The sequence below is a fragment of the Luteibacter anthropi genome (assembly GCF_023699965.1).
Lineage (GTDB): Bacteria > Pseudomonadota > Gammaproteobacteria > Xanthomonadales > Rhodanobacteraceae > Luteibacter > Luteibacter anthropi.
This window is the reverse complement of record NZ_CP077072.1, coordinates 4,110,427-4,127,561: the sequence shown is the minus strand read 5'-3', so window position 1 is coordinate 4,127,561 and position 17,135 is coordinate 4,110,427. Positions and strand designations below refer to the sequence as shown.

7 protein-coding genes are annotated in these 17,135 nt (G+C 65.2%); 5 read left to right on the top strand and 2 right to left on the bottom strand.

The genetic code is table 11. From position 1 onward, the window contains the following. Window positions 1-17: 17 nt before the first annotated feature. The 3 genes from KR767_RS17500 (at window position 18) to KR767_RS17490 (ending at window position 4,097) form a co-directional block, all read left to right on the top strand. Window positions 18-1,817 carry a copper resistance system multicopper oxidase gene (locus tag KR767_RS17500; RefSeq protein ID WP_250877215.1) on the top strand — a complete coding sequence of 600 codons (1,800 nt, stop codon included), beginning with the start codon at window positions 18-20 and terminating at the stop codon, window positions 1,815-1,817. Next, complete coding sequence (locus KR767_RS17495; protein ID WP_250877214.1) at window positions 1,814-2,626, top strand: copper resistance protein B; 813 nt, start codon at window positions 1,814-1,816, stop codon at window positions 2,624-2,626. The genes KR767_RS17500 and KR767_RS17495 overlap by 4 nt, the downstream gene beginning before the upstream one ends. 100 nt (window positions 2,627-2,726) lie before the next feature. Beyond that, window positions 2,727-4,097, top strand: coding sequence for an amino acid permease (locus tag KR767_RS17490; protein ID WP_250877213.1), 1,371 nt, complete (start codon window positions 2,727-2,729; stop codon window positions 4,095-4,097). A 1-nt stretch (window position 4,098) separates the two neighbouring features. On the opposite strand, the gene phnX is transcribed toward KR767_RS17490, so the two are convergent. Continuing rightward, on the bottom strand, window positions 4,099-4,932 hold the full coding sequence (gene phnX, locus KR767_RS17485) for a phosphonoacetaldehyde hydrolase (RefSeq protein WP_250877212.1): 834 nt from the start codon (window positions 4,930-4,932) through the stop codon (window positions 4,099-4,101). Between the two features lie 100 nt (window positions 4,933-5,032). Next, window positions 5,033-5,350: a hypothetical protein gene (locus tag KR767_RS17480; protein ID WP_250877211.1), complete on the bottom strand. Its 318-nt coding sequence runs from the start codon at window positions 5,348-5,350 to the stop codon at window positions 5,033-5,035. A gap of 767 nt (window positions 5,351-6,117) precedes the next feature. Here KR767_RS17480 and KR767_RS17475 point away from each other — a divergent pair. Then, window positions 6,118-7,017, top strand: a complete 900-nt coding sequence (locus KR767_RS17475) for a glycoside hydrolase family 19 protein (RefSeq protein ID WP_250877210.1) — start codon at window positions 6,118-6,120, stop codon at window positions 7,015-7,017. 474 nt (window positions 7,018-7,491) lie between these two features. Beyond that, window positions 7,492-17,013: an autotransporter-associated beta strand repeat-containing protein gene (locus KR767_RS17470; RefSeq protein ID WP_250877209.1), complete on the top strand. Its 9,522-nt coding sequence runs from the start codon at window positions 7,492-7,494 to the stop codon at window positions 17,011-17,013. Window positions 17,014-17,135: the final 122 nt, after the last annotated feature.

Below are 17,135 nucleotides of genomic sequence, written 5' to 3'. Positions count from 1 at the left end.
CCCAAGGAGAACTCTGCATGCATTCCTCCGGTTTCCCGGAACTCCCGTCGCCCTCGCGTCGCCGCTTCGTCACCGGGCTGGCGATGGGTGGCGTCGCGGCGGGCCTCGGCCTGCTCGTGCCCGGCAAGGGCTGGGCATCGCCTTCGCAGGGGCAGCTGTCCGTGTTGAAAGGTACGGATCTCTCGCTTGAGATCGGCACCTCCACCGTGAACTACACGGGCGCCTCGCGTATCGCCACCACGATCAACGGTGGCATTCCCGGCCCGTTGCTGCGCCTGAAGGAAGGCACGACGGCCACGCTGCGGGTCACCAACCGGCTGCCCACGTCCACGTCGATTCACTGGCACGGCATCATCCTGCCGTCCGACCAGGATGGCGTGCCGGGCTTCAGCTACAAGGGCATCGACGCGGGGGAAACCTTCGTCTACCGCTTCCCAGTGCGCCAGTCGGGCACGTACTGGTACCACTCGCATACGGGTTTCCAGGAACAGACCGGCGTCTATGGGCCCATGGTGATCGACCCGGCCGGCCCCGAGCGCTATCCCAGCGATCGCGAACACGTGATCATGCTCTCGGACTGGACCGACATGGACCCGGAGCGGCTGTTCCTGCGCCTGAAACAGCAGAGCGACTACTTCAACTACGGCAAGCCCACGGCGGTGGATTTCTTCCGCGACGTCCGCAGGAAGGGCCTGGGCGAGGCACTGTCCATGCGCCGCATGTGGAACAGCATGCGCATGAATCCCACGGACTTCAGTGACGTGGGGGCCGCGGCCTATACCTATCTGATGAACGGCTATTCGCCCTCGGGCAACTGGAACGGGCTGTTCCGTCCCGGCGAAAAACTGCGCCTGCGCTTCATCAACGGCTCGTCGTCGACGATCTTCGACGTACGCATACCCGGCCTGAAAATGACGGTGATCTCGGCCGACGGCCAGGATGTGGAGCCGGTGCCGGTGGACGAATTCCGCATCTCCGTGGCCGAAACCTATGACGTACTGGTCGAACCCACGGAAGACCGCGCCTATACCGTCTTCGCGCAGTCGATCGATCGCGCTGGCTACTCGCGCGGCACCCTGAGTCCGCGACCGGGCATGGAGGCCGACGTGCCCGCCATGGACCCACGCCAGTGGCTGGACATGCGCGACATGATGGGCGCCATGAGCGGCGATACGTCGGGCCCGGGCATGGCAGGTATGGACCACGGTTCGATGGCGGGCATGGAAGGCATGGACATGTCCGGGATGGACCACGGCGCCATGGATCATGGGTCCATGGCCGGCATGAGTGGCATGGTGAGCGTGCGCCACGCGAAAACCGAGTATTCCCCGGCGGTGGACATGCATGTGGACATGCCACGCACCAACCTCGACGACCCCGGCATCGGCCTGCGTGACAACGGCCGCCGCGTACTCACCTATGCCGACCTGCACACGGTGGGTGGCTCCATGGACGAGCGCGAGCCGGGCAGGGAGATCGAGCTGCATCTCACGGGCAACATGGAGCGTTTCATCTGGTCGTTCGACGGGGTGAAGTTCTCCGATGCCAAACCCGTGCATTTCCGCAAGGGCGAGCGCGTGCGCGTCGTCCTGGTGAACGACAGCATGATGAACCACCCCATCCACCTGCATGGCATGTGGAGCGAACTGGAAACGCCCGAAGGTGCTTTCCAGGTGCGCAAGCACACCATCAACGTGCAGCCCGCGCAGCGGGTGACCTATGCCGTCACGGCCGACAATCCGGGACGATGGGCCTACCACTGCCATCTGCTCTACCACATGGAAGCGGGCATGTTCCGCGAAGTGGTGGTGTCATGAAGCGGATCCGGAAACGCCTTGTCGCCACGGCGCTGTTGCTGGCTTCCACGTCGCCGGCATGGGCTCAGGAAATGATCATGGGCCCGATGCAGGGCGGCAAGGCGCCAGCGGACGCCCGCAGCCCCGACTATTCCGATGGCGTCGATTACGGCGACATGACCGGCATGGACATGAACGACAGCGGCCCTTACCGGATGCTGCTGCTCGACCAGCTCGAAGCCGTGCATGGTCGCAGCGCCAACGGACAATCCTGGGAGGCGCAGGGCTGGTACGGCGGCGACATCGACCGCCTGTGGGTGCGAACCGAGGGCGAGCGCAGCAGTGGACGGCTGGAAGAGGCGGACGTGGAGGCGCTGTGGAGCCATGCCGTATCCACCTACTGGAACACCCAGCTCGGCGCGCGGCAGGACTTCGGCACGGGCCCGAACCGGACCTGGGCCGCCGTGGGCATCCAGGGCCTGGCGCCTTACTGGTTCGAGACCGAGGCCACCTTCTATGCGGCCGCCGGAGGTCGTACGGCAGCCCGCTTGCGCGCGGAGTACGACCTGCTGATCACCCAGCGGCTGATCCTCCAGCCCGAGCTGGAAGTGAACGCCTACGGCAAGGCCGACCGGCGCCAGGGCACGGGCTCCGGACTATCGGATGCCTCGTTCGGCCTGCGGTTGCGCTACGAGATACGGCGGGAGTTTGCCCCGTACATCGGCATCCGCTTCGTCGACCGCTTCGGGCGTTCGGCCGACATGGCCCGTGCCGAGGGCCAGCCTGTGTTCGACCGGCAGGTGGTAGCCGGCATCCGGGCCTGGTTCTGACGCCTCCCGGGCCCCCTGACCCCCGGGCCATGTCCCCGGGGGCACTAAACCCGGATAATCGACCGGCTCCCGACTGGGAACGCAGACGACCGAGGTGGTAGTGAAGGGGAACAAGCAGGGCCTGACCGGACGGCAGGTCGAATATTTCGCACTGGGCGGCGCCCTGGGTTCGGGCATCTTCCTGGGCGTGGGGCAGGGCATCCGCATCGGCGGTCCGGCACTCATCCTGGCGTATGCCGTGGCCGGCATCGTGATGTACATCGTGGCCCGCTGCCTCGGCGAGATGGCCCTGAACGGCAACCGCAGCGGTTCCTTCGTCAGCTACACCAAGCGTTACTGGGGGCCGCGCGCGGGCTTCGTCCACGGCTGGGGTTACTGGGTCTGCGGCACGATGGTGTGCATGGCCGAACTCACGGCCGTGGGCATGCTGGTGCATAGCTGGATGCCGTCCATCCCGCAGTGGATTCCCGCCCTGGGCGGCCTGCTGGTGCTTTGCGGCATCAACTCGCTGCGCGTGCGGGTATTCGGCGAAGTCGAGTTCGGCATGGCGCTGATCAAGATCCTGGCGCTGTCCCTGTTCCTCATCGTGGGCGCCTACCTGCTTTTTGCCGGCCCCACGGCGAGCCTGCCCACGGCCACGGTGAAGAACCTCTGGACCCAGGGTGGTTTCTTCCCCACCGGCCTGCACGGCTTCCTTTCCGTGCTGCCCATCGCCGCGTTCGCCTTCGGCGGCACGGAGTTGATCTGCCTGGCCGCTGCCGAAACGGTAGAGCCGGAACGCACGCTGCCGCGCGCGATCAACGGGTTGCTGGTGCGCCTGCTGCTGTTCTACGTGGGCACCACCTTCCTCATCGTGACCCTCGTGCCCTGGCGCGACGTGCCCACCGACGGCAGCCCCATCGTTGCGATCTTCGAGCGCATGGGCGTGCGTGCCGCCGGTGCCATCATGAGCATCGTGCTCATCACGGTGCTGCTTTCGGCCTGCAATTCGCTCATGTTCGGCATGGCACGCGTGCTGCGTGCGCTGGCTCTCGAACGCTGCGCCCCGGCACCCTTCGGCAAGCTCAACCGCTACGACACGCCAGGCAATGCCGTGATCGTGTCGATGCTCGCCATCTCGGCGGCCATCGCGCTCAATTACTACATCCCCGGTGAAGTGTTCGGCCTGCTGATGAACAGCATCGCCATGGCCGTGGTGGCCGTATGGGCCATCTTCGTGGCCGTGCACCTGCGCTTCCGCCGCAGCGTGAAGGACATCGGTGCGCTCACCTATGCCGCGCCGCTGTCGCCCTGGGGCAACCTGTTCGTGCTGGTGTTCCTGGTCGCCGTGACGGGCATTCTCGCCATGGATGCCACGTTCCGCCCTGCCTTCATCTACGTGGCAGGACTGTTCGCGGGATTATTCGTATTCACCCTGATCCGCAAGCCGCCGCCCGCCGTGGATACGGCAGGCGAGCCTTCCACGGACTGAATCAGGGCGTCCTGCCCTCGGCCAGCCAGCCATCGATGCGTTCGATGGCTGGCATGAGGTCGGCGATGCTGTCGACGACGAGATGCGCGCCGGCTTTCTCAAGCCGGCCTCGCGCAACAGCGATGCGACGCGCACGCTCATCCGCTCCGGTGGCCTGCCACTCTTCCAGCGAAAGCCCCACTTCGTTGCCACTGGCGGCGATGCCTACGGCCCACATGCCGGCGGCGCGCCCGGCCGCCAGCCCGCTGGGACTGTCGTCCACGACGACGCAGGAGCGCACGTCGGGCACCTGCAGTGCAAGCGCATTGTCGAGACACATGTCGGGCCAGGGACGTCCACGGGGTACGTCACTCACCGTGGTGCAGTGGTCGGGAACATATCCCCGCGCCGCAGCCATGGGCGCAAGATAGGTCATGACCTCATGGGGGTAACCCGTGGTGCTGCCGATGCGTATATCGCGACGGCGCAGGGCGGCGATGGTATCAAGGGCGCCCGGAATCAGCGCATGGTGCTTTTCCACATGCTCCGGGTCGATCTCCAGGAAACGGGTGTAGAGGCGGTCGACGTCCGCTTTAACCGGTTCCGCGCCAAAGCAAACAATCCAGCGCTTCTTGACCGCCGGCATCGCCAGGATCATCGCGATATGTTCGCGCTTGGCGGCACCCATGGGTTCCCGCGCTTCAGCAATATCAATGGGCAGGCCCGCCTCATCGAAGACCTGCCGGAACGCTCCCACGGGTGCCATGCAACCGAAATCGAGCACGGTACCGGCCCAGTCGAAAATGACGGCGGACACCGGACCACGGCAGGTGCCGCTGGAAGAGGGGAGGTGCATGGCGTGACCCTTGTCGCTGGAAAGGGCCACAGCCTAGGCGGGCGATATGTCGCGCCCGTGGTGGATGTCTAGACAGTCGGCGGAACTGTCGAGGGCATCGTCACTTCTTGCAGCCCAGCGTTTCGTACGACTGCATGACGCGATAGTCCAGCGTGCCGCCCGGCAGGTTGCGGCGCATGCGGATCTTGCTGCATTCCATGTACGTGCCTACCTTGCGCACCGTATCGCTGATGCTGGGCGGCGACACCACATGGATGCCGGCCGTCACCGGAATGGTCGAGCCGGGCAGTGACGGCCCGGCATGGCGGCCTGCGGCATCGAGGCCACGTCGCAGGGACGGATCGCCATAATCCCCCGAAGGTGCTGCGGGTATTGCCACGATGTCGCTTCCCGGCTGCGCCAGGGGTGCGCTGGTCATCGGCGTTGACGGTGCGGGTGCCACAGGCTCCTGAGTGATCCTGGCAGTCCGCGACGCGGGGATGACCGCAGCGTGCCGCGTTGGTAGCGACGGGAGCGGGGGAGGCGGGGGAGGCGGGGGAGGCGGGGGAGCGACACGCTGAGTGTCGTGGAAACTCACTTCCAGTGCCGATGCCGGCGTGCGGGATGCATCGGTGGAAGAAGCCATGCCGTTTCCCCGGAGCCCCAGCAATACCGCCACCAGCATGAGGTGCCCGAACAGGACCACTCCGATCACGGCACCGCGGGTGATCGCTTCACGGGTTGTCCGGTTGGCCTGCCTCATCCTTGCCCCCTGTCGTTGACGGCCCGTCTGGTCGTCAGCGGGGCTTGGACAGGGCATGCGCCGCTTGGTTCAACGGCCCGGTGCAGAGTGCCCGGGGAGAAAGATAGGACGTTTCATGGATGTTGCCCCGGGTCCGTGATTCGATTCACGGAAATAGCTACCTGCGAAAAGTTGCCGAATCCTCATGAAGCTGCGGCAGCCGCCTTGCCTATAGTTCATCCCGCTGTAGCGCCTGTATGGATTGGGGAATCACGGCCGGGTCATCCGGCCTGGCGCTGCGCGCTTCGAACTACGTCGCCATCGAGCGACGACACATAAGCGGGATCTGGATGAGTCACTGGCCTTGTCGGCACCGGTATGCCCGGACGCCGGCCGGACCGTGCTCGCTTCGTTCGTTATTCATGGGAGAAATACACGTGACAGGCAGGACCCTTTCCATCTGTATGGCTGTAACCGTTGCCGGACTGCTTTCGGCGGCATCGCCCGAGGTACGCGCCGCGCCCCAGTCGGACACCTCGTTCGCAGCCGCCGCCACCTGCAATGCCGTGACCTGGTCGGCAGGCATCAACTACACGCTGGGCACCGTGGTTCGCTACGCGCCCAATGGCAATTACTACAAGCTGGTCAATGTCGGCACCAATGGCAGCGACGGCACCGACCCCACCATCAGCACCTGGTACTGGCAGCCTACGCAGTGCGACAACTCCGGTGGTGGCTCGTCGGGCGGCAGCTTCGTGGTCAGCGAAGCGCTGTTCAACCAGATGTTCCCCAGCCGCAACAGCTTCTATACCTATGCAGGCCTGGTCTCTGCATTGTCGGCGTATCCGCAGTTCGCCACCGAGAGCAACGCCTCCGTCGCGCGCCAGGAAGCCGCCGCCTTCCTCGCCAACGTTTCCCACGAGACCTCGGGCCTGGTCTACATCCGCGAAGTGAACCAGGCCAACTGGAACTCGTACTGCCAGCCGGTGGGCTCTTGCGGCAACCTGCAGTACTACGGTCGTGGTCCGCTGCAGCTGAGCTGGAACTACAACTACTCGGCCGCCGGCAACGCCCTCGGACTCGACCTGTTGCACAACCCGGATCTGGTGGCGACCAACTCGGCCGTGGCCTGGAAGACCGCCTTGTGGTTCTGGATGACCCAGTCGGGCCAGACCGCACTCACGCCGCACCAGGCGATCTCGGGAGGCCAGGGCTTCGGCGCGACGATCCGCGCGATCAATGGGGGCATCGAGTGCAATGCCACCGGCGTGGGGCATGACGAGATGCAGGATCGGGTGAACATCTATACGAACTTCACCCGCCTGCTTGGCGTGTCCACCGGTAGTGGTGCACTCGGCTGCTAGCGATTCCCCGGCCTGGTTTGCAGGCCGGTTCCTTCCGTCATGCACTCAATAGGCATGGAAAAGGTTTTTTGTTGCCGCAATTGAGTCTTTCGAAATAATCCTCGCCGTTTCGTAATCGGGTTATTTAGAGCGTGACAAATCGCAAATGAGCAAGGCCGTCGAAAGGATTTTCGACGGCCTTTTTGATTTCATTCCCATTTCATGTTTTGCCGATTCTGTTGGGATTATCTCGTGACTGCCCTGAAGTTGCTTTTGTAAACACCTGTCCGGGCGTGGCTTGCCAAATTTATGCATTCGCCCCTCGGAGGGGTGCCTTAGTCTCGGCCCCGGGAATCCTAAATCAGCGTTAATGAGACTTGCCCTATGTCGACAGTGGGACGGCCTTTTGCGGCCTTTCGTCGGGGCGGCTTTTTGCGCGAATGGGATTCACATTAATCAATGGCACAGCGCAATCATTCGGACCGGGGAAGCATCATGAGCCAGCGTCGTATTGAAACTGTTCGCCGCAACTCGCTTACGAAGAGCATCTACGCCGCTCTGGCATCCGTCCTCATCATGCCGGCTGTCAGTGAGGTCGCCCAGGCGACTTGCACGCTGCCTCCGGCGGCAGTCGTCACCTGCGCCGTCGGCACCCCTCAACTGAACTACGCCAGTCCCACCGCTGGCATCACCGTCAATGTGGATACGGGGGCCATCGTCAGCGTTCCGGCCCTGCTTGGCGGTAACGCCATGACGTTAACCGGCAACGGCATCACGGTGAACAACCAGGGCATTATCGACCCTGCAAACCAGGGCGGACTCAGCCTCACGTCTGCCGGCATGATCCTCGGCAACAACACCGTCGGCGGCAGCACGATCAACGTCAACAATGAGGCGGGCGGTACGATCAAGGGCATCTTCAACATCGCGACGCTGTTCGGCTACGGTGGCCAGGCCATCTCCGCGCAGAATGCGACGGGAGGTGTAACCAACATCACCAACAACGGTACGGTAGGCATGTCGCTGCTTGGCCTGGGCAATCTGTCCGATGCCCTGGCGATCGTCTCGTACGGCGGCGGACAGACCAACCTGACCAATACCGGCAACATCACGGGCCGTATCGCTTTCGCCGGCTCGGGTACCGCCAACGCCGGCAACACCTTCCTCAATGCCGGCACGGTCAGCGGCAGCGTCTATATGGGCGATACCCCGACCGGAAACACCTTTACGGCCGTGTCCGGATCGAGTGTGTCCTCGACCGGTATTTCTCCTGGCGGCTTGCTGACCGGAGTGACCGGCGTGAATACCGCCGCCGCCGGAGTCGTGGACGGCGGCGCCGGCGCGAACAATTTTCTTGTTCTGCAAAATTCACCGACGGGCCCTGGGTCTGGCACCGGCGGTGCCCCGACGACAATCAGCGCCACGAATTACCAGCGCTTCCAGCACCTCACCGTCAACAGCGGCACCTGGAATCTCCAGGGTGCCGTGGCAGTGACGGATACGACACTCAACGACGGCCTGATCAACTTCGACAACGCCGGCGCGTTCGGAACGGGCACGTTCAACGTCAACGGCGGCACGATTGCGGCATCCAATGCAGGGCTGACCCTGGCGAACAATTTCGCGCTCAACACCGGACGGCTCACGTTGGGTGGCACCAATGCATTCGGCCTGGGAGGCATCCTGACCGGTGCGGGTGGCCTCACGGTCAGCAATACGGGTGTGGTGACCCTGGGCGGTGCCAACCTCTTCAGCGGTGGCGTAAACCTCAACGCGGGTGGCCTGCTGCTTGGCAATGCCGGGGCGCTCGGTTCCGGCAACCTGACCATCGGAGGCTCGGCCACGCTCGATACCACCGGTGCATTCGGACTGGCGAACAACATCGTCGTCAACGGTGGCGGCAGTCTCAACCTGTTGGGTACCCAGGCACTCTCGCTCAATGGTTCATTGTCCGGCGCAGGCAACCTCATCAAGAGCGGTACAGGCACGCTGACGCTCGGTGGCAGCAATTCGCTGACCGGCAACTTCTCGATCACGGGTGGCGCGCTCGCGCTGGGCGCGGGCGGCAGCCTGTCGCCGACGGGGGCGATCACGCTTGGGTTGGGCACGTCGCTGGATCTTTCCGCGGCTGCCAACCAGGCCATTGGCTCGTTGGCCGGCCTCGGCGGCAACGTCAATCTCGGCACGCACACGCTGACGCTCAACGGCCTGGGTAGTACCAGTTATGCAGGCACCATCGTCGGCAGCGGCGGCCTTGTAAAACTGGGTACGGGCGTGCAGGCGCTCAGTGGCAACAATACCTTTACCGGTGGCGTTGCCCTGAATGCAGGTGGCCTGCTGCTAGGCAGCGGAGCGGCCATCGGAACGGGCGTGTTGAGCGTGGGTGGTGAGGTCACGCTCGATGGCACGGCGGCGATTTCGCTCAACAACGCCGTGTCGCTGAACGCGGGCGGTTCACTGAATGTGCTTGGCGGACAGCCGCTCACGTTCAACGGCGTCATCATCGGTGCCGGCAATATCGTGAAGAGCGGTGCTTCGATACTGACCCTCAATGGCGCAAACACCTTCGGCGGCGGCGTGAACGTCAACGGAGGCGGCCTCCTTCTGGGTAACAACACTGCCCTCGGTGGCGGCACCCTGAACATCAACAATGCCGCGACGGTCGACGGCTCCACTGCACTGACGCTCGGCAACAACGTCAATCTCGCCCTGGGTGGTTCGCTGAATGTGCTCGGCGGCAATCCGCTGACCTTCAATGGCGCCATCGGCGGTGCGGGTAGCCTGATCAAGAGCGGCGCATCGACCCTGACCCTGGATGGTGCGAATACCTTCACCGGCGGCCTCAACATTTCCGCAGGTACGGTTGCGCTGGGTGCCGGCGGCAGCCTGGCGGCGACCGGCGCGGTGAACCTGTCCGGCCTGGGTGCAGACCTGGATATCTCCGGTGGCGGCAACCAGACGATCGGTGACCTGTCCGGCGTGCTGGGCAGCACGATCAACCTCGGCGCCAACACGCTGACCTTCGGCGGCATCGCCAACCAGACCTACGGCGGCATCATCAGTGGCGCGGGTGCGCTCGTGAAGAATGGCTCCGGGGTGCAGACGCTGACCGGGGCAAATACCTTCCAGGGTGGCCTCACGCTCAACGCAGGCGGGCTGCTGCTCGGCAACAACGGCGCCCTGGGTACCGGCGCACTCACTGTCGGCGGTGCTTCCACGCTCGACGGCACCGGCGCGCTCAACCTGGCCAATAACGTCAACCTCAACGCCAATCTGGATCTCCTGGGTAGCCAGGCCGTGACCCTGGGCGGTGTGATCTCGGGCACGGGTGCGCTGATCAAGGACGGCGCATCACTGCTCACGCTCAATGGCGCAAACACCTTCAGCGGCGGCCTGAACCTCAATGCCGGTGGTCTGCTGCTGGGCAACAACGGAGCGCTTGGCACGGGTGCACTCAACGTCAGTGGCGCGGCGACGCTTGACGGCGCGGCTGCCCTGAACCTGGGCAATGCCATCAACCTCAACGCGGCGCTCACCCTGCCGGGAACGCAGAACCTCACCCTTGGTGGCGTGGTCGCCGGTACAGGCAGCCTGACCAAGAACGGTGCATCGACGCTCACGCTCAATGGCGCAAATTCGTTCAGTGGTGGCCTGAATCTCAATGCCGGCGGCCTCGTGCTCGGCAACAACAACGCACTGGGTACAGGTGCGCTCAACGTCAATGGTGCGGCATCGCTGGACGCAACATCGGCGCTGAACATCGGCAACAACGTCAATCTTGCCGCCGCACTCACCGTGCCAGGCACTCAGGCGCTCACCCTCGGTGGCGTGGTCGCCGGTACGGGAAGCCTGGTCAAGAACGGCGCCTCGGTGCTGACACTCGACGGGGCCAATACCTTCAGTGGCGGCCTGAACCTCAACGCGGGCGGCCTGCTGCTCGGCAACGGCAGCGCGCTCGGCACCGGTGCGCTGAATGTCATCGGCAACGGCACGCTGGATACCAGCTCGGCGTTGAGCCTCGGGAACAACGTCACGCTCGGTGCGGGTGGCGCGCTGAACGTCCTGGGCAGCCAGGATCTCACCCTCGCTGGCGTCGTCTCCGGTACGGGCGGCATCACCAAGAGCGGCGCGTCGTCCCTTACCCTCAATGGCGCGAACACCTTCAGCAGCGGCCTCAACCTGGCTGGCGGCACGCTCGTGCTCGGCAATAACGCCGCGCTTGGCACGGGTGCGCTCAATGTCACCGGCAACTCGGTGCTCGATGCGAATGCCTCGCTGAACGTCGGCAACAACATCGCGCTGGGTGCCGGCGCGGGCCTTAACGTGCTCGGCAGCAATCCGCTGACCCTCGGTGGCGTCCTGTCCGGCTCGGGTGGTATCTCGAAGAATGGTGCATCAACCCTCACGCTGACCGGTGCGAACACATTCACCGGCGGTACCACGATCAACGAAGGCACGCTGGCGCTGGGTGCCGGCGGCAGCCTCGCGGCGAACAGCGGCCTGGCGCTCAGCACGGCGGGTGCCACCTTCGACATCTCCGGCGCGACCGGCGATCAGTCCGTCGGCTTCCTCACGGGCGTGGCGGGAACCAACCTGACGCTGGGCGGCAACGCGCTCACCTTCGGCGACGCGAGCGACCGGACGTTCGATGGCCTGATCACGGGTAGCGGTCGCCTGGTGAAGACCGGGACCGGCGTGGAAACACTCGGCGGCGCAAATACCTTCAGCGGCGGCGTAACACTCAATGCCGGCGGCCTGATCGTCGGCGACAACGCCGCGCTGGGCACGGGTGCATTGACGGTCGGCGGTGTGACCACCCTCGATTCGTCAGGACCGATCACGCTCGCGAACAACATCACGCTCAATGCCGGACTTACCGTACTTGGCAGCAACGCGCTGACGCTCAACGGCGTGCTTTCCGGCACGGGCAGCCTGACCAAGGATGGCACTGCAACGCTGACCCTCAATGGTCTCAACACGTACACCGGCGACACCAACATCAATGCCGGTACGCTTGCCCTGGGTGCAGGTGCCAGCCTGAACACCAACGGCACGGTCAATCTGGCCGGCGGCGCCACGTTCGACCTCTCCGCAGGCAACGGCTCCCAGGTGTTCGGTACGCTCAATGGCAGCGGCACCGTCAATATCGGCGCCAATTCGCTCACCCTGGGCGGCACGGCCAACGGCACCTACAGCGGCGCCATCGCCGGCACGGGCGGCCTGATCAAGGAAGGCTCGGGCACGGAAACCCTGACCGGTGCCAACACCTTTACCGGTGGCACGACGATCAACGCCGGCACGCTCGCCATCGGTGCAGGCGGCAGCCTCGCCGATACAGGTGCGGTGACCCTCGCCAACAACGGCACGACGTTCGACATCAGCGCGGGCGGCAACCAGAGCATCGGTTCGCTGGCTGGCGTGGCTGGCAGTACGGTGGCGCTGGGTGCGAATGCACTCACGCTCGGAGGCGTCGGCAACTCCGCCTTCGACGGTGCCCTGACGGGAACCGGCAGCCTGATCAAGAACGGCGCAGGCATCCAGACGCTGGGTGGTGCCAGCACCTTCAGCGGCGGCGTGACACTGAATGCCGGTGGCCTGGTGCTCGGCAACAACAACGCCCTGGGCACGGGTGCGCTCTCGGTCGGTGGCAATGCCACGCTCGACAACACCAGCCCGCTGAACGTCACCAATGCCGTGGACCTCGCGGCGGGCGGCAACCTCACCGTGCTGGGCAGCAATGCGCTCACGCTGGGTGGCGTCATCTCCGGTGCCGGTGGCCTGACCAAGGACGGCGCCTCGGTGCTGACGCTGACGGGTGCCAACACCTATACCGGCGGCACCACGATCAACAGCGGCACGCTGGCGATCGGTGCAGGTGGAAGCCTGGCATCGACCGGCGCCGTGAACCTCACGGGTACCGGCACGTTCGACATCTCCGGTGGCGGCAACCAGACCATCGGATCGCTGGGCGGCGTGGCGGGCAGCTCGGTGGCACTGGGTGGCAACACGCTTACGCTCGGTGGCGCGGCCGACGGTACCTACAGTGGCGTCATCAGCGGTAGCGGCGGCCTCGTGAAGGACGGCGCAGGCGTGCAGACCCTCAACGGCGTGAACACCTTCAGCGGTGGTGTCGCACTCAATGGCGGTGGCCTGATCGTCGGCAGCAACGGTGCGCTGGGCAGCGGCACGCTCACCGTGGGTGGCACGGGCGGTGCGACGCTGGATTCCAGTGGCCCGACCACGCTCGTCAATGCCATCACGCTCAACGCCGGCCTCACGGTGCTCGGTACCAACGACCTGACCCTGAACGGCGATATCTCGGGTGCCGGCAGCCTGACCAAGAACGGCAACGCGACGCTGACCTTGAATGGCAACAACACCTATACCGGCGGCACCAATATCAACGCCGGCACGCTAGCCCTCGGCGCAGGCGCCAGCCTTTACGCCAACGGCATCGTGAACCTTGCCACCGGCGCCACCTTCGACCTCTCCGCGGGTAACGGCACCCAGGTGTTCGGTACGCTGGTCGGCGGCGGCACCGTGAACCTCGGTGGCAACTCGCTGACGGTAGGCGGCGCCGCCGATGGTACCTATAGCGGTTCGATCGCCGGCACCGGCGGCCTGACCAAGATCGGTACCGGCACGGAAACCCTGACGGGTGCCAATACCTATACCGGTGGCACGACGATCAACGAAGGCATCCTGGCGATCGGTGCAGGCGGCAGCCTCGCCGCGAGCGGTGCGGTGAACCTTGCCAATGCCGGTACCGGTTTCGACATCTCCGCAGGCGGCAACCAGACCATCGGCTCGCTGGCCGGTGTGACCGGTAGCACGGTGACACTGGGCGCCAATGCGCTGACGCTGGGCGGCGTAGGCAATACTGCGTTCAACGGCGTGATCGCTGGTGCGGGCAGCCTCGTGAAGAACGGTGCGGGTATCCAGACGCTCGGCGGCGCGAACACCTTCACCGGTGGTGTCACGCTCAATCAAGGCGGCCTGGTGCTCGGCAGCAACGATGCACTCGGCACGGGCGCCCTCAGCGTGACCGCGAACGCTTCGCTGGATACGAATGCGCCAGTCACCATCGCCAACAATGTCGGCATCGCCACGGGTGCCAGCCTCGATGTACTGGGCAGCAACCCGCTGACGATCGGCGGCGTGGTGTCGGGTGCGGGTGGCGTCATCAAGGACGGTGCATCGACGCTGACCCTGACCGGCGCGAATACCTATACCGGCGGCACGACGATCAACGCTGGCACGCTCGCCATCGGTGCGGGCGGCAGCCTGTCGTCTTCGGGTGCGGTGAATCTCGCCGGCACCGGCACGTTCGACATATCCGCCGGAGGCAACCAGAGCATCGGTACTCTCGGCGGCGTGGCCGGCAGCACGGTGGCGCTGGGCGCCAACGCGCTCACGCTGGCGGGTGCGGGCGACAGCGTGTTCAACGGCACGGTGGCCGGCACCGGCAGCCTCGTCAAGAACGGCGCAGGCACGCTGAACCTCGGCGGCGCCAACACCTTCAGCGGTGGCGTCACCTTGAACGCAGGCACCTTGCTCACCGGCAACGATGCCGCGCTGGGCACGGGTGCGCTGACCGTCGGCGGTGCAGCCACCCTCGACTCGTCGGCGGCCACGACACTGGCCAACGCGGTCGTGCTCAATGCAGCGCTGACCCTGCCGGGCAACCAGGCCCTCACGCTCAATGGCGCCATCTCCGGCGCAGGCAGCCTCGTCAAGAACGGCAATGCGTCGCTCACGCTCAACGGCAACAGCAGCTACAGCGGTGGCACCACGGTCAACGGCGGCTCACTCACCCTGGGCAGCAACACGGCGCTGGGTACGGGTGACCTGTCGATCAACGGCGGCAGCCTGCAGTCCGGTGCCACGGCGGTCACCATCGCCAATAACGTGAACGTGGGAACGAACGGCCTGACCGTGCAGGGCACGCAGGACCTGGGTATCAACGGCAGCGTGTCGGGTTCCGGTGGCCTGCTGAAGCAGGGTACGGGCACGTTGAACCTGGGTGGCTCGCTCGCCGGCCTCACCGGTGGCGTCACGGTGAACGGCGGCGTCCTCAATGCCAGCAATCCGTACACCGGCAACATCACGGTGGGCACGGGCGCGACGGCCAGCCTCAACGGCAGCGGCAACAACGTCACGGCCAGCGGTCCGCTGGGCGGCACGCTGAACCTCGGCGGTGGCAGCACGATCAACGTGAGCTACGGCAACCTGCCGGGCATCACGGGTACGGTCAACGGCACCGCTCCGGGCAGCACGCTCAACATCACGGGCACGGGTGAGGCGAACCTGCCGGGTGCGTCGTTCACCAACATCAGCAACCTCAACGTCGGCGCAGGCACGCTCTCGGTCGCCAGCGGCACCTCGGCAAGCTTCACCGGCGGTACGACGGTGGGTGGCAACCTTGTGGTCAACGGCAGCCTGACCGGTCCGGTCACCGTCAATGCCGGTGGCGGCCTCATCGGTGGCGGCACGATCAGCGGCCCGGTCACGGTCGGCAACGGTGGCACGGTGGCGCCGAGCGGTACGAATGGTGCGACCGGTGCCGCGGCTGGCACAGGTACGCCGGGCTCGACGCTCACCACGGGCGGCCTGGCCCTGGGCGCCGGTTCCACGACCCAGGTGCGCACCAACGCAGGCGGCGCCAGCGACAGCATCAACGTCAATGGCAGTGCTTCGCTCGGCGGCCAGCTGGTGGCACTGCCCTCGGCCGGTACCTACGCACCGATCACCAACTACACGATCATCAATGCGAGCGGCGGCATCTCGGGTGCCTATGCCAGCGTGGTGCAGAACACCTTGCCGTTCCTCAATGCCAGCGTCACGCAGCAGGGCAACCAGCTGATCTTGACGCTGAGTCAGGCCGGTGGCGGGCAGGGCACGGGTGGCAAGCCGTTCAACCAGTTCGCCGGCCTCAACGGCAACCAGTACCGCATGGCGACGGCGTTGCAGACCATCGCGACCTCGGGCGGCAACCCGCTGCCGACCCTGCTGGGCTATGCACGCGGCCTGACCTCCGACCAGGTGATCCGCTCGTTCGATTCGCTCACGGGTGAAACCTATGCCTCGGCAGCGAACGCGGAACTCAGCGGCCAGAGCCAGTACCAGGACACGCTGTTCTATCGCCTGAAGCTGGCCCGCGACACGGGTGAGCAGGGTCCGGCCGTCTGGGCCGAGCCATACACCTCGAGCAGCGATTTCGATCGCAGCACCGATGTCGCCAAGACCGACTACCGCATCCATGGCCTCATCATCGGCGCGGATACCTCGGTCACCCCGGACCTGCGCCTGGGTGTGCATGCCAACTTCGCCAACTCGCGGACGGAAGTGGATCGCCGCGGTGATTACACCGACGTGGACCAGGCCGCCATCGGCATCCACGCGCTGTACTTCAACCAGCAGCAGTGGTGGGCGGAAGGCCTGGCCTCGTATGGCTGGCAGAGTGCCGACAGCGCTCGTCGTATCGCGGTCGGTCCGTATACACCGCAGGCCACGGGCAGCTACGACGGCAAGACGATCAACGCGGCCCTGGAAGGCGGCTATCGCTTCGAAGTGGGCAAGGGCCTGCACCTGGAGCCGTTCGTCGGTGCGTACTACACGAAGGTGAAGTACGACGCGTTCACCGAGAAGGGCGCCGGCGATGCAGACCTGCGCGTGGGCAAGGCCAACGCCAGCAGCATGCAGTACGGCGCAGGCCTGCGACTGGTCGGCGATGTTGACCTGGGAGTGGCTGGCACGAAGCTGCACCCGATCGTGATGGTGCGTTATCTGCACAACACCAAGGACGGTACGGTGTCGGTGAACAACGCCTTCGCGGGCGTGCCGACCGACAGCTTCGTCGTGCAGGGTTCGCGGCCGGTGCGCAATCACTGGCAGGCGGGCGTGGGCATGAGCTTCGACATCACCCCGGCCGCCAGCACCTTCGTGTACTACAACGCGGACCGCGCGGACCATTCGTCCAGCGATTCCGTCAACCTGGGGTTCCGCTGGAACTTCTGACGACGGACAGGCCCGGGTGACTTTCACGAGCCGCCCGGGCGGTTGACCCCCACTTGAAGCCAAATACGACGCCTATCAGATAATTTGATAGGCGTTTACTTTTTCTATCAGGGAAATTGCCC